The 22,732-nt window shown below is 51.7% G+C and carries 24 protein-coding genes; 14 read left to right on the top strand and 10 right to left on the bottom strand.

The features are described from left to right. Positions 1 to 6: 6 nt before the first annotated feature. The 3 genes from MKX42_RS16685 to MKX42_RS16695 form a co-directional block, all read right to left on the bottom strand. Positions 7 to 780 (bottom strand): GNAT family N-acetyltransferase, encoded by a 774-nt coding sequence (locus MKX42_RS16685; protein ID WP_340753464.1) that lies wholly within the window; start codon positions 778 to 780, stop codon positions 7 to 9. Continuing rightward, the gene (murI, locus tag MKX42_RS16690) at positions 777 to 1,592 is read right to left on the bottom strand and encodes a glutamate racemase (RefSeq protein ID WP_340753465.1); all 816 of its coding nucleotides are present in this window, start codon (positions 1,590 to 1,592) and stop codon (positions 777 to 779) included. Before murI ends, MKX42_RS16685 begins: the two co-directional genes overlap by 4 nt. A 148-nt stretch (positions 1,593 to 1,740) precedes the next feature. Next, positions 1,741 to 1,911: a hypothetical protein gene (locus MKX42_RS16695; protein WP_340753466.1), complete on the bottom strand. Its 171-nt coding sequence runs from the start codon at positions 1,909 to 1,911 to the stop codon at positions 1,741 to 1,743. 96 nt (positions 1,912 to 2,007) lie between these two features. On the opposite strand from MKX42_RS16695, the gene MKX42_RS16700 reads away from it, so the two are divergent. Continuing rightward, on the top strand, positions 2,008 to 2,535 hold the full coding sequence (locus MKX42_RS16700) for a GrpB family protein (RefSeq protein WP_340753467.1): 528 nt from the start codon (positions 2,008 to 2,010) through the stop codon (positions 2,533 to 2,535). Positions 2,536 to 2,543: 8 nt separating this feature from the next. Here the strand turns inward: MKX42_RS16700 and MKX42_RS16705 are convergent, their stop codons facing one another. Together MKX42_RS16705 and MKX42_RS16710 are read right to left on the bottom strand one after the other, a co-directional pair. Further along, positions 2,544 to 3,701 (bottom strand): C45 family peptidase, encoded by a 1,158-nt coding sequence (locus MKX42_RS16705; protein WP_340753468.1) that lies wholly within the window; start codon positions 3,699 to 3,701, stop codon positions 2,544 to 2,546. A gap of 308 nt (positions 3,702 to 4,009) precedes the next feature. Next, a complete protein-coding gene (locus MKX42_RS16710; RefSeq protein ID WP_340753469.1) occupies positions 4,010 to 4,132 on the bottom strand; it encodes a hypothetical protein in 123 nt (40 codons plus the stop codon). Positions 4,133 to 4,341: 209 nt separating this feature from the next. Between MKX42_RS16710 and MKX42_RS16715 the strand changes: the two genes are divergently transcribed. From MKX42_RS16715 to MKX42_RS16735, 5 genes are all read left to right on the top strand, one after another. Continuing rightward, on the top strand, positions 4,342 to 6,888 hold the full coding sequence (locus MKX42_RS16715) for a diguanylate cyclase domain-containing protein (RefSeq protein WP_340753470.1): 2,547 nt from the start codon (positions 4,342 to 4,344) through the stop codon (positions 6,886 to 6,888). 280 nt (positions 6,889 to 7,168) lie between these two features. Beyond that, entirely contained in the window at positions 7,169 to 7,849 is a 681-nt protein-coding gene (locus MKX42_RS16720) for a succinylglutamate desuccinylase/aspartoacylase family protein (protein ID WP_340753471.1), read from the top strand. A 100-nt stretch (positions 7,850 to 7,949) separates the two neighbouring features. Further along, positions 7,950 to 8,330: a GntR family transcriptional regulator gene (locus tag MKX42_RS16725; RefSeq protein WP_036695325.1), complete on the top strand. Its 381-nt coding sequence runs from the start codon at positions 7,950 to 7,952 to the stop codon at positions 8,328 to 8,330. After that, positions 8,327 to 9,196, top strand: a complete 870-nt coding sequence (locus tag MKX42_RS16730) for an ABC transporter ATP-binding protein (protein WP_340753472.1) — start codon at positions 8,327 to 8,329, stop codon at positions 9,194 to 9,196. The genes MKX42_RS16725 and MKX42_RS16730 overlap by 4 nt, the downstream gene beginning before the upstream one ends. Next, complete coding sequence (locus MKX42_RS16735) at positions 9,189 to 9,827, top strand: ABC-2 transporter permease (RefSeq protein ID WP_340753473.1); 639 nt, start codon at positions 9,189 to 9,191, stop codon at positions 9,825 to 9,827. The genes MKX42_RS16730 and MKX42_RS16735 overlap by 8 nt, the downstream gene beginning before the upstream one ends. Positions 9,828 to 9,924: 97 nt before the next feature. Here the strand turns inward: MKX42_RS16735 and MKX42_RS16740 are convergent, their stop codons facing one another. Further along, positions 9,925 to 10,287, bottom strand: a complete 363-nt coding sequence (locus tag MKX42_RS16740) for a ribosomal protein L7/L12 (protein ID WP_340753474.1) — start codon at positions 10,285 to 10,287, stop codon at positions 9,925 to 9,927. A gap of 123 nt (positions 10,288 to 10,410) precedes the next feature. On the opposite strand from MKX42_RS16740, the gene MKX42_RS16745 reads away from it, so the two are divergent. Then, complete coding sequence (locus MKX42_RS16745) at positions 10,411 to 11,055, top strand: NADP-dependent oxidoreductase (RefSeq protein WP_340753475.1); 645 nt, start codon at positions 10,411 to 10,413, stop codon at positions 11,053 to 11,055. On the opposite strand, the gene MKX42_RS16750 is transcribed toward MKX42_RS16745, so the two are convergent. Continuing rightward, entirely contained in the window at positions 11,052 to 11,654 is a 603-nt protein-coding gene (locus tag MKX42_RS16750) for a TetR/AcrR family transcriptional regulator (protein ID WP_340753476.1), read from the bottom strand. The genes MKX42_RS16745 and MKX42_RS16750 overlap by 4 nt on opposite strands. Before the next feature lie 156 nt (positions 11,655 to 11,810). On the opposite strand from MKX42_RS16750, the gene MKX42_RS16755 reads away from it, so the two are divergent. Both MKX42_RS16755 and MKX42_RS16760 read left to right on the top strand, forming a co-directional pair. Continuing rightward, entirely contained in the window at positions 11,811 to 12,014 is a 204-nt protein-coding gene (locus MKX42_RS16755) for a hypothetical protein (protein ID WP_238651733.1), read from the top strand. 189 nt (positions 12,015 to 12,203) lie between these two features. Further along, positions 12,204 to 12,761, top strand: a complete 558-nt coding sequence (locus tag MKX42_RS16760; protein WP_340753477.1) for a GNAT family N-acetyltransferase — start codon at positions 12,204 to 12,206, stop codon at positions 12,759 to 12,761. Between the two features lie 24 nt (positions 12,762 to 12,785). On the opposite strand, the gene MKX42_RS16765 is transcribed toward MKX42_RS16760, so the two are convergent. Further along, a complete protein-coding gene (locus MKX42_RS16765) occupies positions 12,786 to 13,565 on the bottom strand; it encodes a helix-turn-helix domain-containing protein (protein ID WP_340753478.1) in 780 nt (259 codons plus the stop codon). Between the two features lie 135 nt (positions 13,566 to 13,700). Here MKX42_RS16765 and MKX42_RS16770 point away from each other — a divergent pair, with 135 nt between their 5' ends. Together MKX42_RS16770 and MKX42_RS16775 are read left to right on the top strand one after the other, a co-directional pair. After that, complete coding sequence (locus tag MKX42_RS16770; protein WP_340753479.1) at positions 13,701 to 15,491, top strand: glycoside hydrolase family 2 protein; 1,791 nt, start codon at positions 13,701 to 13,703, stop codon at positions 15,489 to 15,491. Positions 15,492 to 15,615: 124 nt separating this feature from the next. Then, entirely contained in the window at positions 15,616 to 16,089 is a 474-nt protein-coding gene (locus MKX42_RS16775) for a C40 family peptidase (protein WP_340753480.1), read from the top strand. Between the two features lie 81 nt (positions 16,090 to 16,170). Here the strand turns inward: MKX42_RS16775 and MKX42_RS16780 are convergent, their stop codons facing one another. Beyond that, positions 16,171 to 17,001: a MerR family transcriptional regulator gene (locus MKX42_RS16780; RefSeq protein WP_340753481.1), complete on the bottom strand. Its 831-nt coding sequence runs from the start codon at positions 16,999 to 17,001 to the stop codon at positions 16,171 to 16,173. A gap of 109 nt (positions 17,002 to 17,110) precedes the next feature. Between MKX42_RS16780 and MKX42_RS16785 the strand changes: the two genes are divergently transcribed. Both MKX42_RS16785 and MKX42_RS16790 read left to right on the top strand, forming a co-directional pair. Further along, positions 17,111 to 18,853, top strand: coding sequence for an ABC transporter ATP-binding protein (locus tag MKX42_RS16785; protein ID WP_340753482.1), 1,743 nt, complete (start codon positions 17,111 to 17,113; stop codon positions 18,851 to 18,853). Then, positions 18,840 to 20,657, top strand: coding sequence for an ABC transporter ATP-binding protein (locus MKX42_RS16790; RefSeq protein ID WP_340753483.1), 1,818 nt, complete (start codon positions 18,840 to 18,842; stop codon positions 20,655 to 20,657). Before MKX42_RS16785 ends, MKX42_RS16790 begins: the two co-directional genes overlap by 14 nt. 5 nt (positions 20,658 to 20,662) lie before the next feature. On the opposite strand, the gene MKX42_RS16795 is transcribed toward MKX42_RS16790, so the two are convergent. Continuing rightward, positions 20,663 to 21,703 carry a YeiH family protein gene (locus tag MKX42_RS16795; protein WP_340753484.1) on the bottom strand — a complete coding sequence of 347 codons (1,041 nt, stop codon included), beginning with the start codon at positions 21,701 to 21,703 and terminating at the stop codon, positions 20,663 to 20,665. 129 nt (positions 21,704 to 21,832) lie between these two features. Between MKX42_RS16795 and MKX42_RS16800 the strand changes: the two genes are divergently transcribed. After that, positions 21,833 to 22,723, top strand: coding sequence for a LysR family transcriptional regulator (locus MKX42_RS16800; protein ID WP_445669326.1), 891 nt, complete (start codon positions 21,833 to 21,835; stop codon positions 22,721 to 22,723). The last annotated feature ends 9 nt before the right edge of the window (positions 22,724 to 22,732 follow it).

The raw sequence follows: 22,732 nt of genomic DNA on the forward strand, positions 1-22,732 counted from the left end.
CTTTCATCAATAATTAACCCAGTGCTCCAGCGTGACAGCGCGGGTTAGGCCAATGGATTCGGCGAGGCGGATGGAGGCGGGATTGTTCTCCAGCACCTGGTACCTGGGAATGAAGCCGCGCTTCTGGGTGTGGAAGACTGCTGTGCGGACTACGCGCTGTGCTAATCCACGCTGTCTGGCAGCTTCTACGGTACGTACGCCGCCGATCTCCCAGATTTGCTCCTCGTTGCGGTACACCATACATGTACTAAGTGGCGTCTCCCCGTCAAATAACGTCACACCGAAAGCCCCGTCTTCAAAATACTGCGTGATCTCCTCTAACGAATACTCATTCGCCATCCACAGCGGCAGCAGCCGTTCATCGATAGTATCACTGACCGTGCAGGCCTCATCTGCGCTGAACCTCTGGCCTTCGGCCGAAGAATACGAGTAGAGACTACGGACCCGCCGCAGCGTGAAATACGGTTCCAGCGCCTGACGGTACGCATCCTCCTGAAGCTTGAAGACCAGGTTGGCGTCCTGCGGCAACCGCTTGAGCAGGGCCGGGAAGACCTCAGGACTGCTGTAGTCCATCAGCACAACGGTGTCAGCCTCCGGGTAGGTCCGTTGATCATAGGCGAAGGTGGCGGCAGGCATAAGCAGCAGCACTCCCCACTCTTCCTGTTGTTCAATCAGCACGCTGTCGATCTGCGTATGATACGCCGTCATCATTTTGAGCAGTGTAACATTCTTCAGCGGATTCCGGCGTAATCTCTCCATTATGGTTGTATAGTGACTCAAGTGAGATCAGCCCCTTTGCTCAGATTAATAGATTGTTCAATGTCATCCAGGCGTTTGAACAGGCGCCCATACTTCGATAACATGGAAGGATCATCTACCTTGACACTGGATCTGTAAAAAAGGATATCGCCCGTCCCCTCGTTGATCCGTCCCCCCGCTTGAAGAATCTGCTTCAGGTGCCTGGCGGTTCCGAGACTGCCTGAGATGAAGTCAACCGTATCCGGGAATATCTTCCGCAGGCTTCCCTCGAAGTAGGGGAAGTGAGTGCATCCAAGGACCACCGTGCTGTACCGCTTAAGGTCCAAGTGGGCGAGCTCACTTTTCAGATAGGGAATAATTCTATCTTCGTCAAAATCAAAGCGCTCCGCAAACTCAACCAGCCCGGGCAGCGGCAGACTGTCAACAATCTCCCCGTGATCGATACGGTGCACCAAATCATGATACTTCTTCTCCTGCAGCGTTAAGCGGGTAGCAAGTACCAGCACCTTCTTCTGCTTGCCCTCCGATTGTTCAACCGCAGGCTTCACGGCCGGCTCGATCCCGAGGACCGGAAAGTCATACCGCTGCCGCAGCTCTTCGATCACGATGCTGGTGGCTGTGTTACAAGCGACCACCAACGCTTTTATATGCTGCTTGGCCATGAAATCCACCGCTTGCAGGATGTATTCCCTGACTTCGTCTTTCGTCTTCTCCCCATAGGGCACATGGTTGGTATCTGCATAGAAGAGGTAGTCCTCTTGCGGCAAGAGCTTAAGCGCCTGATGAAGCACGGTTAACCCGCCTATTCCGGAGTCAAAAAATCCAATTCGCATACGTCCACTCTTTCCGTCAATATTAAAAGGATTCTACTATTCTATCATTAGACTTATAGTATAACTATAGCGTATGGACAAAAGGCCAGACTTCCGCCTCTGTTGCCTGAGGGGAGAAGCCTGGTCTATAAGCAGAGCAAAGCGGTAATCAGCTCTCGTTCTTAGTCACACCGTTCAGACTCGGCACGACGTCTGCTGCTTTATCAGGAGTCACCATTTGGGGGATTTCGCTGATACTGGCGTGATTCTGCTGGTTGTTTTTTGAATCGGCGCGGTTATTTGCACGGTCATGCTTCGGGTCTGCACTATTCTTGGGCATACTGTTCACCTCCGTCTCTGCGGGTTAGTATGAGATTGCGGTTTGTATTTTATTCCAGTGGCGGTTATTGGTTATAGTTGAAGGAGGAGAGGGATTGTGGCTGAGAAGACCAAGGTTGTAGAAGTGGTTCCTTATGATCCGGCCTGGAAGGCGGAATATAGCAGAATTGAGGCGCGGATGCTTGAGATCGCCGGGGATCTGATTATCCGGTCAGAGCATGTGGGCAGCACCTCGATTGAAGGGCTGTGGGCCAAGCCTGTGATTGATATCGATCTGGTGATGGCGAGCTATGACCAGTTGCCGGAGATCATCCGCAGACTGCAGGCGTTCGGTTATGAGCATCAGGGCAACCTGGGCATTGAGGGCCGGGAAGCCTTCAAGAGCAACCAGGATGATGGATTCATGAAATACCATCTGTATGTATGTCCCAAGGACGGCAAAGGTTACGTGGAGCATATTCTGTTCCGAGATTATCTGCGCAGCCATCCCGCTGCCCGGGAGGAATATCAGGCGGTCAAGCAGCGGCTGGCTGAAGAGTACCGTTATGACATTGATGCGTATTGTGACGGGAAGACCGCGTTTGTACAGTCTATTTTGCAGAGGGCCTCACAGCAGCAAGAGTGAGAGGGAGCTTACCTGGGACGGGTCCAGAATCCCTCTGCGGACGGCTTGTCCGGCAGCACTGCCTCGTATACACGCATTCCCGCCGGGTCATGGAACCCGAATGTTCTCCAGCCGTTCAGCTGCGGGGAACCGAAGCAGATATGCAGCTCACGGGCTGTATTGTCACAGACCATGGACCATAAGGTGCCTAATCCTTCGCTGTAATGGTGACAGCAGATTCCTTCGGGATATTCGCGTCCTGCGGCAGCTTTCATGGCTGCTACAGGATTGATGGCGGTGTTATCGTCTATAAGTGCTGTCCGCAGCGCGTCATATCTGGTCCATGAGTTCTCCATGACTTGCTGATTATGCAGCTGCATGGAGGGCAGGGTGTAATGGTTCGCCGAGAGCACGAGCTGGCTTGCGCTTAAGCTGGCAGCATCCGGGTGATACTGGATCGCTTTCCCGGTACCAGCCGTCTCCACGAGAGCGATGTTCCCTTGGGCGTCAGAGATCAGGAAGTTTCTGTAGTCGGCCACCGGCATGCTGCGCATGAGCTGGGCCGCTTCTTCCGCAGTAGTACATTGATCCAGCAAGGCCCGGACTACGCCTGGAAAAATAAAGCCCTCCCCGGTCATCTCCGGCCGGACTCTCCCCGAGGTGGTGGTTATGGTAAGTCCTGCCTCATTCATCCCGTCATAACGTCCGAACAGCTGCAGCGCAAAGCCGGTATGCGCCGGTTTGCCCTTCACCCGGGTTGTGCTGAGCAGCAGCTGATTGTACGGCTCATCCTCCCAGCCAAAATCATAATTACGCATATGATAGGTCTGTCCGCTCTGACCCGCACTTGCTTCGGTTCGGTAGGCTGCCTGTGTGCAGTGGCCCGGTGCCTGAAAATAGGAATAATAGAATACGACATGGGCTGCTAGGGCACCGGTCTCATCGGCGAAGCCCTGAATCTCTTCATTCAAGCCGGGGCAGTAGCGCTCGAAGCTCTCCATGGCTTTGTCCGCAGCATGCGGCGTCAGCGGGGAGGCTCCCATGAAGGGGGAGGACAAGAATTTTAGCATGGCGGGGTCATTCTTATGATGGGCGCCCAAGGTGCGTCCGACCTCATAATGAGTACCTTCGGTAACGAGATGTGTAAATTGTGCGCTCTTGCGCTCTAACAGGGGATTATCAGACATATGAATGATCCTTCTTTTTCGTTATTCTCTGCGCAGAGTAGGTTCATTATAACGGGCGTATAGATCAGGCGGCAAAGCCCGCTGCGCCTCAAATCCCCGGATGCGCAGCCAAGTGGCGAAGCGCTGTTATGAATTAGTCGCATTTTCACTGGAATAGAAGGAAATACTTGTATTATTGAGATTTTTAAGGTAAATTAATGGTATGACTTTCGGATTACAATTCTTCCGGAAGTGTAACCTATTACTTTGTATATGCAAGTCGAAGAGGAGCATTTCCCCCAAATGCTCCTCTTTGCGTGGGCAGGCTGTTAAGGTGCGAATGAAACGGTCTGAAGCACATAGCGGATGATGAAGAAGGCAATGATCATTATGGAGAAGGCGCTTAGCAGAAAAGAAACAATCTCTCTACCTGAACGTTTAGTTCGCCGCATTACGGTCACCTCGGAGTCTAGGAATGAAAGGCTGTCCAAGCTTATGCTCTATCCATCCATATTATACATAATTATTCCAAGACTGTAATAGAAGTCCCGCAGGCTGTACAGATCAAACTTATGTTTGTTATTGCTGCCCGAAGTAAGATAGAATGAACCTACGCCAAAACAGCTAAGAAATCATTTACTTCAATGGAGGCTTTACACCTATGTCAGATTTTAATACAGAACATGAGAATCAACCGCTGAACCGGACTCTGCTGAACGAAGCGGGACTGGACCCGAAGGAACCCGTGGATCTTAATAACTGTGAGAAGGAGCCCATCCACATCCCCGGGCTGATTCAGCCGCATGGCGTATTGCTGGCCGTGACTCAGAACAAGGATAACCGGATTGTCCAGGCCAGCCGCAATACAGATGTACTGCTGGGTGTCGCTGCAGACGCTCTACTGGGCACATCTATGGCGGATCTGGTGGGTCCCGAACAGCTGAACATGCTGCTTGAACGCAGTGTGAATGCCAAAGAAACAGCAGATTTACAATATATAATTATACAGATTAAAGTCGCAGGTGTTCCGGAGGACTTCTTCTGCATCCTTCACGAAAGTGAAGGTCTGATGATTGTTGAACTGGAGCCTGCCTCCATCGATCAGAGCGACAGCACCAACGACTTCGACTGGATTCGCACCTTCTTCGGACGGCTGAAGCATACGGCGAACCGGATCGAAGCCAGCCAGGCCGCCGCTGAGCAGGTGAAGGAGATGCTGGGCTATGACCGGGTCATGATCTACGAGTTCGATGAGCAGTGGAATGGCAAGGTGATTGCGGAAGCCAAGGAAGAAGGACTGGAGCCGTTCCTCGGCCATCATTATCCTGCCTCTGACATTCCGAAGCAGGCGCGTGAGCTATATCTGCGCAACTGGCTGCGGACGATCGTCGATGTGAATTATGTTCCCGTTCCGATTACCCCGGTGCTGCAGCCCCTTACCGGTAAGCCCCTGAACCTCAGCTTGTCCATCCTGCGCAGCGTGTCTCCGCTCCATATCGAGTATTTGCAGAATATGGGGGTGGGGGCGACTACGACCATCTCCCTGATTAACAACAACAAGCTCTGGGGACTGATCACTTGTCACCACTATTCCCCCAGGTATGTCCCGCACCGTATCCGTAATCTGTGTAATTTCCTGGGGGCCTTCTTCTCCAGTGAACTGTACCAGCGTCAGCAGCTCGACAGCTATCAGACGGAGCTTGCGCTGCGGACCAAGGCGATGAGAATTGTCGATATTTTCACAGGCAATGTCAGCTCTTCCCGGGTGATTGAACAGCTCAGCGATGAAGAGCAGACACTGCTGGGTATGATGGAGGCTTCCGGTGCAGCCGTGTGTTATCAGGACAAGCTGATGCTGTTCGGAGTAGCGCCCTCCCAGGAGCAGGTACGGGAGCTTGCCGGCTGGCTGGCGGGGAAATCCAAGGATTACACCTACTGCACCTCCAGACTCAGTCTGGAATATGAATCGGCCAAAGCTTACAAGAATAAGGCCTCCGGTGCCATCTATCTCGCCCTGACTCCAGGACACCAGAATTATATGATCTGGTTCCGGCCTGAGGTGGTGGAGATTGTGGATTGGGCCGGAGATCCGGCTAAGGCTGTCATTCAGGAAAATGACGGATTACGATTGTCTCCCCGCAAGTCCTTTGAGAAATGGCGGCAGGTGGTTCAATCCACCTCACTTCCTTGGAGAGAGCAGCATCTTAACATTCTGCCGCAGCTTAAATCTATTCTGCGCGGACAGACCGAGAACCAGCTGCGTCAGGCGGAAGAGCAGGCCCTGCAGAACGCCCGCAGTCTGCGTCATAATGAACAGCGGTATCTGCAATTGATGGACCTGTCTCCCGTAGCCTTCTTCATGATTACCGATGATGTGATTGCCTACTGCAATAACCGCGCAGTGGAGCTGATGGGTGAAGAGAAGGACAAATCGCTGATCGGGCAGCCGTTCATGACCTATGTGCAGGCGTCCTACCGGTCAACTCTGAAGCAGCACTTCTCAGACCTCAGCCAGAATGTGACCCAGTTCGTATCGGGCCAGGGCCAATTCATGAGCGGGGACGGGCAACTGCTGGAGATAAGCCTCAGTCTGGCTTCGGTTATTCATGGCGGCAGACCGTCCATTATGGCGGTCCTTAATGCAGGAACCGGTGTAGGGGCGAAGGGCGAAGCCTATACTGATGCGGCCAATCAGATGCAAAGCTATCTGACGACCGATTCACTAACCGATCTGCCGAACCGCCAGGCCCTTGTGCATGAGCTGGATCAGCGCTGGGAGGATACGCTGAATACCCGGGAACCCTTGCTGCTGCTGTCGATTGATATCGATGATTTTCATGCTTACAATGCTGTACACGGGCTGAAGGGCGGCGATCTCTGTATTCAATCGGTAGCGGATGTGCTGAATATTATCAGCATCACGCACGGCACCTTCGTGGCCCGGTTCAGCGGGGCGAACTTCATCCTTACGATGGCAGGTGCGTCCGCCTCCCAGGCGGAGCAATTAGCCGAATCCGTCCGTCAAGGTGTCTCTGATCTGCAGATTCCCCGTGACAGGTTTGAAGAGGAAGGTGTGGTCACTGTAAGCATAGGTGGCCTGTTGAAGGTACCGGTTCCCTCTGACCGCCCGTCTGACTTCATTGCCAAGGCGGAGAAGGCTCTCTATGAGGCGAAGTCTGCCGGGAAGAACCAGGTCGTATTTTATTAGCACCTGCCAGCACTATCGTACACCCAGAGCAGAAGCCGGATGAGTCCATATTGGACTTGTCCGGCTTTTTTAGAAAGAATTTATATGTTTTGGGGTCCCCGCAAAGTGCCTGAGTCATCACCCACGCTAAAGCCCCACTTTGTGGGGTTATTTTGCTGTCCTATTCGTCCAATCCTCCGCAGGTAATCCGCATACATTACAGAGTAACCATTGGTGCTGTCCTGAATCTTGTATACCATCCTCCACATGATCCACATCATCCAGAGCGAGGTGAACCACAGTGTCTGTAGAGAAGCATAAGCTGGCGGCAGGAACGCCCTATGCCACACCTTATTATGTCATTAGCAGCGGCGTCCCCGGACCTGTATTTATGATTATCTCCGGTGTTCACGGCAATGAGCCGGCGAGTAGCCGCGCAGCGCAAGGCATCGCCAGCCGGTTCAACCGGGGAGATCTGATGCTGCGCTCAGGGAAGCTGATTATCGTCCCGCTGGTGAACCAAATCGCACGGCGCAAGGGGGTTCGCGGGAAACCCGACCTGAACCGTACCTTCCCGGGCGTTCAAGGCGCCCCGGCCCGACATCCGTTGTCGGCAGCCGTATGGCAGCTTGCCTTGCGCTACCGCCCCTCGTGGGTGCTGGATCTGCATGAGGCGAACGGGCTGTCCGAGCTGAATCCGAAGCGGGTCGGCCAGACCCTGATCATCAGCCCGGTCAGCCGGGCACATGGACTGGCGAAGCAAATTGTGATGCGGATGAATCAGACGATCACGAATAGAGCGTACCGCTTCAACATACGGCATAGGGAGCGTGCGGGAACTTCCCGGATGGCTTTCCAGCGGCTGCTCGGTGCCCGGGCGGTGACCGTAGAGACCTGCTGGAGCCTGGATTATGCCTTAAGAGTAAGGCTGCAGAGCGAGATCGTCTACCACTTTCTGCGGTCGCAGGGGATGATCGGCTAATTAAGGGTATCACACTAAGGGATTGACACAACCGAATATAGTGTATATATTACATATATACACTAGTTACAAAAAACACAAAGGAAGCTGATGCTGCTGCATGAATATCGTGATATCAAGTACATCTGGCGAACCGATCTACGCCCAGATTGTGGGACAGGTCCGCCAGATGATTCTCCAAGGCGAGCTGGTCTCGGGGACCCCGCTGCCGTCGATCCGCTTACTGGCGAAGGAGCTGCAGATTAGCGTCATTACCACGAAGCGGGCTTACGAGGAGCTGGAGCGGGAGGGGCTGATTAACTCGATTGTGGGTAAGGGGTCTTTTGTCTCCGGGGCCGATCAGGAATATATCCGGGAACAACGGCTGCGGATGGTGGAGGGCAAGCTGAAGGAGATTATTGACGAGAGCAGACAGCTTGGCATGGAATACGCTGAACTCGCGGAGATGCTGAAGCTGCTCTATGAGGAGGAACAGGAATGAGTAATGTAATTGAGCTAGACCATGTGACCAAACGCTACGACCGTTTTGAACTGCGGGATATTTCGCTCCCGATCAAGGAGGGCTACATTACAGGGCTGATCGGCCCAAATGGCGCAGGCAAGACCTCTATGATCAAGATGATGATGGGGTTAATCTATCCGGACCAAGGCAACATTCTGATGTTCGGCCAGAACAACCAGGAGGACCTGGCGGCTGTTAAGGCGCGTATCGGTTACGTCTCGGACGAGAATATCTATTATGAGAATATGACCGTAAAGCAGATGAAGAGTATTATCGCCCCGTTCTATCCCGGGTGGAATAATGATACATATGTGAAGTTTCAGGAGCTGTTCAAGCTTCCGCCGGGTAAGAAGATCAAGGATCTGTCCAAAGGCATGAAGATCAAATTCTCGCTCGCTGTCGCCTTGTCCCATGGTGCCGATCTGCTGATTATGGATGAGCCGACCTCAGGACTTGATCCGATTTTTCGCCGGGAGATGCTGGAGCTGCTCAGTGAGCATATCCAGGATGAGCACAAGTCGATTCTGTTCTCGACCCACAACACTACCGATCTGGACCGGATTGCCGACTATATTGCATTCATTAACGAAGGACGGATTATTTTCAATGAGATGAAGGAGAGTCTGGGCGAACGCTATCTGCTGGTCAAAGGCGGGAAGGAGCTGCTGGACCGGGATGTCCGGCGGTGGTTCGTGGGGCTGCGGGAGAACGGGCTGGGCTTTGAAGGGCTGATCAGCAACCGTGCGGAGGGGGAACGTTATTTCAGGGACACCGCAATCTGCGAGACACCTACACTGGAAGAGATTATGTACTATACGGTAAAAGGAAGTGAAGCACATGTATAACTCCATAGCTCTGATCCGTAAAGACTTCATGCTTACCCGGAAGTTCATCCTCCTGCTAATTCCCTATTATCTGATTATGGGCTATATGAACGCTGAAGCCTATACGGTGTTCTCACTGTTTCCGGCTATGCTGCTGCTCATTAACTCCTGTACCATCGATATGCAGCATAACAATCAGAAGTTTCTGGTTACGCTCCCGGTCCCGAGACAGCGGCTGATTCAGGCTAAATATATGACGCTGATTCCATTCTCCTTGTTCAGCCTGATCTGTACGATTCTGCTGTATCTGGTTGCTTTTAAGATGGGCAAGCTGGATGAACCGCTGCGCTGGAGAGAGCTGGGAATAGCTACTGCCGCGTTCCCTTTATTGGCCTCAATGTATCTGCCGCTGTATTACTGGCTGGGACAAAAAGGGATGCAGATCGTCAACTTCATCTTTATAATGGCGATCATGCTGAATTTCACGGCAATTACCAGCTTGTCTAAACGGTTTCCGGCACTTGCCGAATGGATTAGCACGGGCAGATTGGATAATGTCTTGCTTATTGCCATCAGCGTCCTGGCCTATCTCGTGATTATCTATGCTTCTTATTTAGTCTCTTTGCGTATTTATGTACACAAGGATATTTAGTCTAATTGCCGGTATAGGCTACAACACAAAAATGACCTCAGCTTCCACAGTCCAGTGGCAGTCTGAGGTCATTCTTGATCATACACTCATGGTTGGCTTAGCGGAAGGTCCCGCCCCGTTCCAGGTTCTCTACGAAGTCCTTGGCTTCCTTCAGGCCCAGATTCCGCGCTTCGCGCATCACCTTGATCGCCTGGATCTTCTTGCCCTCGGTTAACAGCAGGCGGATTCTCCGCTCCAGATCCGGTGCCAGCTCCGGGTTCTGCATGAACAGGGGAGCCGGGATGTCGGCAGCTCTGCTGCTCGCTGGGGAAGAGTACATTCCGCCGTAAGCGTCTCTTTGCGCTAACCGGGACTCTAGCTCGTTCACACGCCTCTTCAGACTGAACACACTGAGCGTAAGCAATAGTGCCAGCACCAGAGCAAGAATGGCGATGAGATCAATCGTATCCATATGTTCCATAGGCATTGCTCCTTCCTAATTATCTACTACCCGTAAGAAGAAAGAATGAACACTTCAGGCCTGATTGTTGATTGTATACGCTTGGGCGGAACCCTACAATGAGTTACAGGAACAGTACACATCTTGCTTCAAAAGTATGTAGTTACCAAAACGCAGTATGCCGCGCCGGCGCCAGTCTCCCTGGAGCTATCCGAGGCAGCTGTGCTGCCCATTGGAGTCTTAACCGCATGGCAGGGGTTATTCGATCATGGTAACCTGCCGCAGGGCGGGCGTGTGCTGATTGCCGGGGCCGCTGGCGGGGTAGGCAGCTATGCAGTGCAATTTGCCAAGCAGCATGGAGCGTATGTCATAGGGACTTCCTCTGCGGCCAGTATGCCAGTGCTTCAGGAGCTGGGGATTGACGAGATGATTGATTACACCAAGGAGAGCGTGACGGACAAGATGAAAGACAAGGTAGATCTGATTCTCAATCTGTCCCCTGAGAGTACCGAAGTTCTTAATACATGGTTGCCGCTGCTAAAAGAGGGAGGAGCGCTGATCTCGGCGGTGAATCCTGCGGACGAAGCGCTGGCAGCACAGCTTGGCGTTAAGGCACATCGGCTGTTTGCACGAGAGGATCGTACGCTGCTGACACGGGTTGCAGAGCTGGTGGATGCGGGTAAGCTGAAGCTCTGGATTACCGGCCGTCTGCCGCTGACTGAGCTGGCAACTGCACATGCCATGAGTGAGGCCGGCAAGATCCGCGGTAAGGTGCTGATTACGATTTAAGCCTTGGGAATCAGAGTCGCTTGCATGAATAAGACCTCATTATAGATCACCGCCAGCTCCTTCGGAGTATAAGGCATCCCGCTGTGCAGCCATTCTTCCGTAATTCCGAGAAAAATAGACGCGGAATGCGCAGCGAGATACTCTGGAGGAACCGCCGGATGATCGGCAAATACGCCATTCATCTCCAGCTTCCGGTAGAAGCTGCGTTTGATAACCTCCTTGAATTGCCCCGGAAATGCCGCATCTCCTTTAGCCCCGAGAAATAAGCGGATTCGCTCTCCATGCTGCTGCAGATACTCAAGGATATGCACCAGGGGCGGATAGGGCAAGCCCATCAGATAATGCTCGGACATCTCTTCACGTACGATTTTGACAACCATCACCTGCTCCAGACCGGTCAGTATTTCCCGCTGAAGCTGCTCCAGCAGATCGTATTTATCCGTAAAATGCAGATAGAACGTTCCCCTGTTAATATGTGTTCTAAGCGCCAGCTGGCGTACGCTCACCTTGTGAAATCCTTCCTGCTCCATGAGCTGGAGGAAGTTATCCTCGATTAAAGCCCGGGTTCCCGCTGATATCATTTCATGTATTTCCGCCACGCTGCGCTCGCCTCTTCCGTTAACTGCTGAAACTCTATCTTTTTTAAAATAGGTTATTTCCAACCAAAATTCAAATGTTAACTATACCATAGCCATTTCGTTTACCAAAAATGAGATTAAATGGTGTATAATTAGGGGGAAAGGGAGGTGATTCTGATGACTGAATTCCCTACTGGCGGTGGACACCCCGGCCCCTCTATCTATTCGAATGACCCCGGCGGTCACAAAGCCAACCATGACGTTAATGAACAGAAGCTTCATCGTGAAGGGCCTTTGGGATTCTGGCGGCAGATCTCTGATCTGTTGATTGCGGTGGGTGTTATTGCTTTGATTATTGTTGTGATCATGTGGATTTTTTGATTAGAACCGCTTCTCGCGGTAGAAATCCAAACACAGCCTATGCTTACGATGCGAGCTTTCCTTCGGAAAGCTTTCAGGCGTACGCTATCGCTCCTCCAGTTCCAAATTTCCCCTCCACTTCTTTTGCTTTTTTATTAATTTCTTTAGTCGTCTTATATAACATCTCCAAATGATAGGGAGAGGGTCTAAATGATATATCACCGAGCCGAGCGGACGATTGAGACAGAACGGTTACTGCTGCGCTTATTCAAGCCATCGGATGCCACAGATGTCAGCTATCATTGTAACAATTACAACATATACAAGAGTACTTTGACCCTTCCGTATCCGTACCCGCTGGAGTGTGCGGTGGACTGGATCGCGAATCATGAACAGAACTTTGACCTGGACAAGATGTATGACTTCGCAATTACTGACAAGGCAGACGGCCGGTTGTATGGGGCGGTTGGGTTATCTAATCATCCGTCCCATCATAACGGTGAAATCGGGTATTGGATCGGTGAAGCCCATTGGGGGCACGGTTACGCAACCGAGGCTGCCCGGGCGGTTATTGAATTTGCTTTTGCAGAGATGAAGTATCACAAGGTATATGCACGGCATTTCGCTTCTAATCCGGCCTCAGGAAGAATTATGCAGAAATGCGGAATGACCTATGAAGGCACCCAGAAAGATCAAGTACATAAGATTCATTCCTATGAGGATTTGGTGTATTACGGAATTATTAATCACGCTCATCTAAGGCAATAACCCCATTCGATCAATCTTCCGCGATCAGCCCTTCCCTCGATACTCACTCGGCGTTTGGCCGGTGAACTTCTTGAACTGCCGCATGAAATGGACATCGTTCTCATAACCGCAACTCGCAGAGATCTGGCTGACAGTATAGGTGGTGTTCTTCAGTAAATAGGACGCATGCCCCACACGATTTAGGATGATGTCACTGACGGCCGGAACGCCGAAGATCTGCTTATAGATCTGCTGAAAATAGGACGGGCTCATGTTCATCCGCTCCGCCAGCTGCTTGACAGTATACCAGGTGGAGGGGGAGCTGAGCACTTCATTTCTCAGATTCAGGAATGAATTATAGTATTTGCTGACCAGCTGGCTGGCCTCCGCATAATGCCGCATATCGCTAAGCTTCATGAACAGGCAGCGAAGAATGGAGTCGATAATTTCCTGACGGAAGCTGCCGTTCTGCAGATTCTCCCAGTGAAGCTCATTCACTTTTCTGGTGATATAGAGCGGGTCATGGGCCTTCATTAAGGTGTCCAGCGGCAGCTTCAAGCGTTCAAACCAAGCATCCGCCCCCTCCAGCTCAAAATGGAACCAGTCATGCACCAGCGGCACCTCAGCGTCTCTGTAGAAGTAGTGGCTATTTCTGTTATAGATGATGTAAGTATTCGGTTCAGCATACACGCTCCGCGATTGAAGCCTCAGCTCCATCTTGCTCCGAAAGAATACGAAGACATAATCGCCGGAGCCCTCCGGGCGGTCGATTGTCATGCCCTCTGAGTGAATTACATTCGAACCGCACCGCTTCAAGGTAATCATACACAATTCCACCTTTTTAGAGGATAGATCAGTCAATAGATAGGATAAATCATTTTCTTTCGCGAAACAAGGGAGTACTCTGTGATAGTGAATATGGAGAATACTTCAGTAATGAGAAAGAGGGTTAATTCTAATATGACTGGAACAACGACGAAAGCAGCTACGAAATTCTATACACTGGGCTACCCGAGACCCCAATTTGTCCGCAGCCAGTGGCTGGATTTGAACGGAGAATGGGACTTTAGCTTCGATGATGATCACACAGGCGTTGCGGCGCGCTGGATGGATCATTTTCCGGCCACACACACGATCAACGTTCCATTCACCTACGAGACAGCGGCCAGCGGCATTGGTGAAGAGACCTTTCACCCCAGGATCTGGTACCGCAAGCAACTCGTCCTGTCCCCGGCGGTAGAAGGGAAGCGGACGGTGCTGCATTTTGAAGGCGTGGATTATAAGGCGGTCTGCTGGGTGAACGGCGGCTATGCCGGAGAGCATGAGGGGGCGTATGCGCGGTTCTCCTTCGATATTACCGATCTGCTCAGGCAGGATGGCGTGAATGAGATTGTGCTGATGGTGACCGACAGCGACAGCTGTCTCCAGCCCCGGGGCAAGCAGCGCTGGGCGGGCCGGAACCACGATTCGTTCTATGTGCAGACCACCGGTATCTGGAAAAGCGTCTGGCTGGAGCATGTCCACGCTACCCGGCTGGATTCCGTGAAAATGACACCCGACATTAACCGCCAAATGCTCCGGCTGGATTACCGTGTATACGGCCTAAGCGAGGCCCAGAATCTTCGGCTGGAGACCAAAATTACGTTTCAGGGCCAACGGGTAAATAAGCTTAGTCTGTCGGTGGACAGAGCATGGATGACCGTGGAGGTCAGCATGATGGAAGGCATTAACGGGCCTTGGCTGCAGAACCTGTGGTCACCGGGGAATCCGAACCTTTTTGACATCGAATTCGTGCTGTATGCGGGTGAACAGGAGATTGACCGGGTAGGCTCGTATGTCGGTATGCGCAATATCTCAATTAAGGGCGGCCAGATCCTGCTGAACAATCTCCCGCTGTATCAAAGACTGATCCTGGATCAAGGTTACTGGACCGATAGCCATCTGACTCCGCCGTCAGAAGAAGCGCTGATTCAAGATATTGAAGCGATTATGGAGATGGGCTACAACGGTCTGCGCAAGCATATGAAGGTGGAGGACGCCCGTTTCTTGTACTGGTGCGATGTCAAAGGGCTATTGGTCTGGTCAGAGATGGCGGCTGCCTATGAATATAACGACGAGACGCTGGAGCGGTTCACCAGGGAGTGGCTGGAGATCGTGCAGCAGCAGTATAATCATCCATGCATTATCACCTGGGTGCCTTTTAACGAATCCTGGGGAGTGCAGAATATCCTTCATGACGTCCGGCAGCAGACATTCACGGAAGGGATCTATTATTTGACCAAATCTATCGATCCCTATCGTCCGGTGATTACGAATGACGGCTGGGAACATACCGTGTCTGACATTCTGACGCTGCATGATTATGTGGAGCGGGGGGAAGCGCTATATGAAACCTACAAGGATAAAGACTCTATTACCGGCAGCAGCGGCACGTATAACGAATGGAAGTTTGCTTTTGCAGAAGGGTACAGCTATAAGGGGCAGCCGGTCATCATCAGCGAGTATGGGGGGATTGCCTTCCAGAGCGGGCACGGCTGGGGGTATGGTCATCAGGTGGATAGCGAGGAAGCTTTTCTGGAGCGGTTCGGCAGCTTAACCCGGGCGATTCAGGCCATTCCATTTATCTCCGGGTACTGTTATACGCAGGTTACAGACGTTCAGGATGAGGTTAACGGGTTAATGACTGCGGAGCGCGAGCCGAAGGTGCCAATGGAGAGAATCCGCGAGATTAACCTTAAGCGGGGGGTGTAAGCTCTTTCAAAAAGCACCGAAGGGGTTGACGAACGGAGAATATTACACTATCATTCATAATAGTTACAAAAAATTAATAACTGTCAGGCAGCATTAGCCGGCAAGAAAGGAGACTGAGTTCTTTTTGAAAAAAGGAATCGTGTGGCTACTGAGTATTGTACTATTGCTATCGTTTGGATCTGAAAGAGCAGCTGCGGATGACAGCTCCAGGCTTGACCAAGAGGTTAATGATGTTATGGGAACTCCTTATAAATGGGGGGGTACCAAGGTATCTGAAGGGTTTGACTGTTCCGGATTTTTAATATACATATTTGGCAAATTCAACTTAGATCTTCCGAGAACATCCAAGTCGCAGGCAAGTGCAGGCGAATATGTAGCCAAGTCCGATTTACGTCCCGGAGATCTTGTCTTTTTCGAAACCGGGGGCAACGGCATCTCGCATGCAGGCATCTATGTGGGCGACAACAAATTTGCACATTCCTCAAGCAATAAGGGCGTTACGATCACCAGCCTGTCATCAGGTTACTATAAGGAACGCTATGTTACTGCCAGAAGAACCATTTCTGAGAGCACGTATCAGAAGATGACTGGCAATTAATTCGATCACTAATCTTATAATATAACAAACGGCGACGTTGCCCTGGATCTACCGGGGCGGGTCGCCGTTTTTAGTTGGGGGTTATGACTTGGCTGGCTCCTCGATATGCACCATCACCCGCACCAGATAGTCCTCAGGACGCTTCATAACGATCTCATCCAGAAGGAATTCCTCGTAAGCATCTCCTTTAATAACATAATGATTCTTGTCAATGTAATCAAAAATCTGCGGATAAATCTTCTCGGTATCCTCATAATCAGCCCGGGTGTAAGACACAAGATAGTAGCCTTCCGGCATATATTCTTGTTCGTGATGCTGTGTAGTGATGAAGCTGAACATATAGGAGATCATATCCCCGTCCCGCCTCAGCAGGTCCTCCTTACATATGATGGCCCCGCCCGGATATCCGGCAGGTGCATTCTCCTTATGCAGACGTTCCTGGAAATCATCCCACAGCTCCTCGTTTAATTCCCGCCTGGATTCGTGAACACGGCAGCTGCGTAAGAGCGGCTTCCGTTCTTGGTGGACGACAACCATCCGGCTGGTATCCACATTCAGAGAATGCTCGATATTCTCCGCGCGCTGGAGCATCATCTCCCTGGCCAGGTTGAGCTTCGCGATCTGCTGCTGAACTACCTCCTCCTGCTTCTGCAGAAGCGCAAGAGTGCTAAGAGGAGAACGGTGCTCCAGATACGCCCGGATGTCCTCCAGAGACATGCCCAGCTCCTTGACAATATTAATTACGCCAATCGTATCCAACTGGCTGCGGATGTAATACCGGTAGCCGTTGTCAGCTACGAAGGCAGGCTTGAATAGGCCGGTCTGATGATAGAAAATGAGCGTTTTGCGCGGAACACGGGACAGCCTGGAAAAGGCGCTAATGGACATCAAATCATTCTTAAGCTTAGCCATCTTAATCTCCTTCGAAATAACGGGTTGACTGTATAGTTACTATACAGTTTATAATAACCTCTGTTCTTACCGTTAATCAACTTGTTCACAACAAAGAAGGAGAATGCTTATGATCAGGAAGTTACTGCAAAGTGTGCGGGAGTATAAGAAGGATACATGGTTGACTCCTATATTTTTGCTTGGAGAGGTTGCCATGGAGGTGCTGATTCCCTTGCTCATGGCTGAATTGATTGATCAGGGTATTACCGGGGGACAGATGAACCAGATCGTGAAGTATGGACTGATCCTGATCCTGTTCGCTCTGGTCTCCCTGGTATTCGGCGCACTTGCCGGTAAATACTCGGCCACCGCGATGTCTGGCTTCGGACGAAATCTGCGGGAAGACCTGTTCCGTCATGTGCAGCGGCTGTCTTTTTCCAATATGGATAAATTCTCGACCTCAGGAATTGTCACCCGGCTGACCACGGATATCACGCATGTGCAGAATGCATTTCTTATGATTATTCGGATTGCGTTCCGCAGCCCGGTGATGATTATTTTTGCTACGATTATGACCTACAGAATCAGTCCTACCATCGCGGGGTGGTTTGTAATCGTTGTTCCTGTGCTTGCGGCAGGGATGATGCTCATTTTGAAGTTTGCCTTCCCGGTCTTTGAACGTGCCTTCGACAGCTACGACGCTCTGAACAAGGTTGTTCAGGAGAATGTCCGAGGAATCCGGGTGGTCAAATCCTATGTGCGGGAGGAGCATGAGATATCCAAGTTCCAGCAAGTGTCGCTGAGGATCTTTGCACAGATGGCTAAAGCGGAACGCATCCTGGCCTATGAGCTTCCGCTTATGCAGGTGATTCTGTATGGTGTGATGCTGATCATCTCCTGGGTAGGAGCCAAGCTGGTGGTGAGCGGCAATATGACAACCGGAGAACTGACCAGCGTGTTCGCCTACTCGATGCAAATTCTGATGAGTCTGATGACACTGGGGATCGTTGTCGTGATGGTGGCGATTGCCCGCGCTTCTGCCGGACGTATCCATGACCTGCTGGATGAACAGCCGGACATCACAAGTCCGGGCGCTCCAGTCACTGAACTGCATACGGGAGAGGTGGAGTTCCGCGATGTGTCCTTCCGATACTCCAGCAAAGCCAAGAAAGATGCCCTATCCGGCATTAACCTTCATATTCGCTCAGGACAGACGATTGGTATTATCGGCGGGTCGGGCAGTGCCAAGTCCACATTGGTGCAGCTCATTCCGCGTCTCTATGATGTTAACGAAGGCGAGGTGCTCGTTAGCGGAACGAATGTGAAGGACTATGATCTGCATGTGCTGCGGAGTCAGGTCGCTATGGTGCTGCAGAAAAATGTACTGTTCGGCGGCTCCATCAAGGACAATCTGCGCTGGGGGAATGAAGCAGCTACCGACGAAGAGCTGATCGACGCCTGCAAGGCCGCACAAGCCCATGAGTTCATCACGTCCTTCCCTGACGGATATGATACCCGGCTGGATCAAGGGGGGACGAATGTATCCGGCGGGCAGAAGCAGCGGTTATGTATTGCCAGAGCTTTACTGAAGAAGCCCAAAATCCTGATTCTGGATGATTCGACCAGTGCAGTGGATACACGTACAGATGCATTAATCCGGACCGTGTTCAAGGAGAGTATTCCGGATACGACCAAGATCATTATTGCCCAGCGGATCGCGTCTGTGGAAGATGCAGATCAGATTATTGTGCTGGATGACGGGGAGCAGGCGGATATCGGAACGCATCAGGAGCTTTTGAGCCGGAGTACGATCTATCAGGAAGCTTACAACACACAGACGAAGGGAGAGGAAGCGCAGCATGAACAACATTAATTATGGCAGAACGATTAAGCGGCTCCTGGCCTACTTCAAGCTCTTCAAGTTCAGAACCTCACTGGCCCTCCTGCTGGTGCTGGTAAGTTCTGCGGTATCTGTAGCTTCCGCTACGTTCCTGAGACTGCTCATCGATGACTTCATCACACCGCTGCTGGGCGATCAGCATCCGGTATTCGACGCCTTGTTCCAGGCACTAGCCATTCTAGCTGTCATTTATGCCGCCGGTGTCCTCAGCACATTTATCTCCAAGCGGCTGATGATTACAGTCTCACAGCTCATTATGAAAAGAATCCGTGACCATCTGTTTGCTCATATGCAGAAGCTGCCGATTAAGTACTTCGACCGCAAGGAGCACGGTGACATTATGAGTCACTACACAAATGACGTAGATACACTGAATATGATGCTCACAGACGGATTGCCGCAATTGCTATCTACAGTTGTGACGGTCATAGTGGTGCTGGGCACGATGCTGTATCTGGATGTCCCGCTGACGATTGTAGTGGTATTAGGCGCATTGGTGATGCTATGGATTACCAAGAAGGTAGGGGGAAAAGCGACACACCACTTTTTCCAGCAGCAGGAATCTATCGGCGCACTGGACGGATATATCGAAGAAATGATTCACGGGCAAAAGGTAGTGCAGGTATTCGGCCGTGAAGAGCGATCCATCGAGCAGTTCGCACAGCTGAATCATGAACTATTCGAGAATTCCACAACAGCCAACAAGTACTCCAACATTCTGATGCCGGTGAATGCCAATCTGGCTACCTTAATCTATGTGCTGGTGGCAATAGCGGGTGGGGCCATGTCGATATCCGGCTGGAATGAAGGCTTGACGCTGGGAAGTATTGCGGCGTTCCTGAGTCTGTCCCGGAACTTTACGATGCCGATTGCTGAAATCTCCTCCCAGATCAATATGTTTGTGGTGGCGCTAGCGGGCGCACAGCGGATCTTCAACCTGATGGATGAACAACCGGAAGAGGACGAGGGACGTGTGACCCTGGAGCAAGATAAGCAGGGCTCAGGATGGGCATGGAGGCTGGAGGACGGCTCTACCGTAAGGCTTGCCGGGAAGGTGGAGTTCAAGGATGTGTGCTTCACATATGACGGGAAGAAGCAGGTGCTGCAGGAGATTAGCTTATATGCGAAGCCTGGGCAGAAGCTTGCTTTTGTAGGCGCTACAGGTGCCGGAAAAACGACCGTGGCCAACCTGCTCAACCGTTTCTACGATATAACGCAAGGTGAGATCATCTATGACGGCATCAATATACAGCGTATCCGCAAAGCGGACCTGCGCCGCTCCCTTGGTATCGTTCTGCAAGACACCCATCTGTTCGCCGGCACGGTGGCCGATAATATCCGCTATGGACGGCTGGAAGCCACTGACGAGGAGGTTATGCAGGCCGCCAAGCTGTCTTATGCCTCGAGCTTCATCGAACGCTTGCCGGACGGATACCAGACTCAGCTGGACGGGAACGGGAATGGGCTGTCACAGGGCCAAAGCCAGCTGCTGGCGATTGCCAGGTCAGCTATTGCCAATCCGCCGGTGATGATTCTCGATGAAGCAACCTCATCCATCGATACCCGGACGGAAGCCCTGGTACAGAAGGGGATGGATAATCTAATGGATCACAGAACCGTGTTCGTCATCGCCCACCGCCTGTCCACCGTAAGGAATTCCGATGCCATCATGGTGATGGACAAGGGCCAGATCATGGAGCGCGGGGATCACGGGGAGTTGATCTTACGCAAAGGCATTTACTATCAGCTGTATACAGGAGCGTTTGAATGGGATTGAGTACGTCAACCCAAGTTCAAAACCTTCACCAGCAGGAAGCCTAATCCGGACAGAAGGAGCGATCCGATCAAGCTGGCTCCGAAGGCCTTGAAGCCCATGCGTCTAAAAGCAGCCAAATCTACGTTCAGACCCAGGCCCGCCATAGCCATTGCAATGAGGAAGTACGCGGCAATTACAAGCTTATCCGTGATTGCTTCAGGGATGATCTGCAGAGTATTGACGGTACTCATTAGCAGGAACCCCAAGATGAACCACGGAACCGGTACAGACCTCCATTTGGAGGGTCCAGTCACCGGGTTCGCCCGCCGCTCCTTGCGGTTGACCCAGATTCCGATGATTACAGCGATCGGTACCAGCATGGTGACACGCGTTAATTTGACGATGACTGCCAGATCAACCGCCTGCTTGCCGGCTGGCCCGGTTGCTGCAATGACATGAGCAATTTCGTGGAGCGTTGCGCCTGAGAAGATGCCGTAGCCCAGTGGAGTCAGGGTAAGGAAAGGGTAGAGAAGGGTATACGCCAGTGTGAAAAGGGTGCCCAAGATCGCAACGGTTGCCGCGCTGATCGCCGTCTCCTCGTCACTTGCTTTGAGCTGCGGGGCGATGGCTACTACCGCTGCCGCTCCGCAGATCGCCGTGCCGCAGGCCGTCAGTAGCCCCAGTCTGGATTCTACCTTGAACAGTCTCGCCAGACCAAGTACCGTACAGATCGTAAACCCGATACAAACCAAGGCGATTAGCACCACCTCGGGACCAGCCTGAAGGATATCCTTCAGGCTAAGTCTCATGCCCAGCAATATGATGCCATACCGCAAAAGCTTTTTTGAGGTAAAAGAGATTCCGTGTGTTACATAACTTGGAACGCCAAGCGTTGCTCTCCAGATCATTCCGAGCAGGATGGCTATGACTAATTGACCCATAATGCATAAGAAGGGGAAGGCAGATACGTATTTGGCGAACAGGGCCAGCATCAGTGGCAAGGCGATACCGAGCGTAAAGCCAAGTTTTTTCTTTTCCTCCATGTGTACAGCTAAGTGTAGATTCATCGAAGTCACGTCCAATAGGTTGAATTAAGTTCCTTTAAACACTATATTAAGTTATGATTGATTAGGAAAATACGGATTTTAAATGTATATCATAATATTTTGTTATCTTAAAGGGGAGTGCGGTCGATCATGCTTGAATCCTTGGTGGTCTATGTAACGGCTGTGGAGCAGCGGAACTTCTCCAGGGCGGCAGAGCTTCTGCATCTGTCACAGCCTGGAGTCAGTCTGCAGATCCGTAATCTGGAGGAGGAACTCGGCGTAAAGCTGATGAACCGTTCGCCCAAATGGGTGAAGCTGACGGAAGCGGGGGAACTGTTCTATAGACGGGCGAAGGAAATGCTGAATCTCTATGAGTCCGTGAAGCTGGATCTGGCCAGGTTGCATGATACTGTCAGCGGAAGCTTACATATCGGGGCAAGCTTTACAATTGGCGAATATGTGTTGCCCCGGCTGTTCTCATCCTTCGCCAAGCAATATCCTGAAGTGGACATGGGGATGACGATTGCCAATTCCACGGAGATTGTTGCGGCCTTACGGGAGAATAAGATTGAGCTGGGACTGATCGAAGGAAGTATCGAGGCAGCAGATCTGCAGGTTGTTCATTTTATGAAAGACGAACTGATTATCGTCGCTGCTGAGAATCACCCGCTCTCACGAACGGGCGCGGTGGAGGTGGGCGTACTCCAGGATCAGATATGGGTGCTGCGTGAGAGCGGTTCGGGGACACGTTCGTTCAGCAACCTTTTTTTGGAACAGGCTAGTCTAAGAATGAAGCGCTCCTATGAGATCAACAGCAGTCAGGGCGTGAAGGAGGCCGTAGCTGCCGGATTGGGGATTTCTATGCTCTCGAAGTGGGTGGTCCGCAGGGAGATCGAGACCGGTAAGCTCATAGAAATTCCTGTGCAAGGCCTGAGCCTTGAAAGAGACTTCTCGATTGTGCGGCTGACCGGTCATGTTCCCAGCAGAGCGAATGAGGTGTTCGTGGAGAGATTGGTGAAGCTGGATAGTGCATTGGCCTGAATAAGTGAC

The sequence above is a fragment of the Paenibacillus sp. FSL R7-0204 genome (assembly GCF_038002225.1).
Lineage (GTDB): Bacteria > Bacillota > Bacilli > Paenibacillales > Paenibacillaceae > Paenibacillus_AQ.

Bases quoted from the DNA above. Each gene is read 5' to 3' on its own strand.
- murI (WP_340753465.1), bottom strand. From the start codon at position 1,592: ATGCGAATTGGATTTTTTGACTCCGGAATAGGCGGGTTAACCGTGCTT.
- MKX42_RS16695 (WP_340753466.1), bottom strand. From the start codon at position 1,911: ATGCCCAAGAATAGTGCAGACCCGAAGCATGACCGTGCAAATAACCGC.
- MKX42_RS16705 (WP_340753468.1), bottom strand. From the start codon at position 3,701: ATGTCTGATAATCCCCTGTTAGAGCGCAAGAGCGCACAATTTACACAT.
- MKX42_RS16710 (WP_340753469.1), bottom strand. From the start codon at position 4,132: ATGCGGCGAACTAAACGTTCAGGTAGAGAGATTGTTTCTTTTCTGCTA.
- MKX42_RS16715 (WP_340753470.1), top strand. From the start codon at position 4,342: ATGTCAGATTTTAATACAGAACATGAGAATCAACCGCTGAACCGGACT.
- MKX42_RS16725 (WP_036695325.1), top strand. From the start codon at position 7,950: ATGAATATCGTGATATCAAGTACATCTGGCGAACCGATCTACGCCCAG.
- MKX42_RS16730 (WP_340753472.1), top strand. From the start codon at position 8,327: ATGAGTAATGTAATTGAGCTAGACCATGTGACCAAACGCTACGACCGT.
- MKX42_RS16735 (WP_340753473.1), top strand. From the start codon at position 9,189: ATGTATAACTCCATAGCTCTGATCCGTAAAGACTTCATGCTTACCCGG.
- MKX42_RS16740 (WP_340753474.1), bottom strand. From the start codon at position 10,287: ATGGAACATATGGATACGATTGATCTCATCGCCATTCTTGCTCTGGTG.
- MKX42_RS16755 (WP_238651733.1), top strand. From the start codon at position 11,811: ATGACTGAATTCCCTACTGGCGGTGGACACCCCGGCCCCTCTATCTAT.
- MKX42_RS16760 (WP_340753477.1), top strand. From the start codon at position 12,204: ATGATATATCACCGAGCCGAGCGGACGATTGAGACAGAACGGTTACTG.
- MKX42_RS16765 (WP_340753478.1), bottom strand. From the start codon at position 13,565: ATGATTACCTTGAAGCGGTGCGGTTCGAATGTAATTCACTCAGAGGGC.
- MKX42_RS16770 (WP_340753479.1), top strand. From the start codon at position 13,701: ATGACTGGAACAACGACGAAAGCAGCTACGAAATTCTATACACTGGGC.
- MKX42_RS16780 (WP_340753481.1), bottom strand. From the start codon at position 17,001: ATGGCTAAGCTTAAGAATGATTTGATGTCCATTAGCGCCTTTTCCAGG.
- MKX42_RS16785 (WP_340753482.1), top strand. From the start codon at position 17,111: ATGATCAGGAAGTTACTGCAAAGTGTGCGGGAGTATAAGAAGGATACA.
- MKX42_RS16790 (WP_340753483.1), top strand. From the start codon at position 18,840: ATGAACAACATTAATTATGGCAGAACGATTAAGCGGCTCCTGGCCTAC.
- MKX42_RS16795 (WP_340753484.1), bottom strand. From the start codon at position 21,703: ATGAATCTACACTTAGCTGTACACATGGAGGAAAAGAAAAAACTTGGC.
- MKX42_RS16800 (WP_445669326.1), top strand. From the start codon at position 21,833: ATGCTTGAATCCTTGGTGGTCTATGTAACGGCTGTGGAGCAGCGGAAC.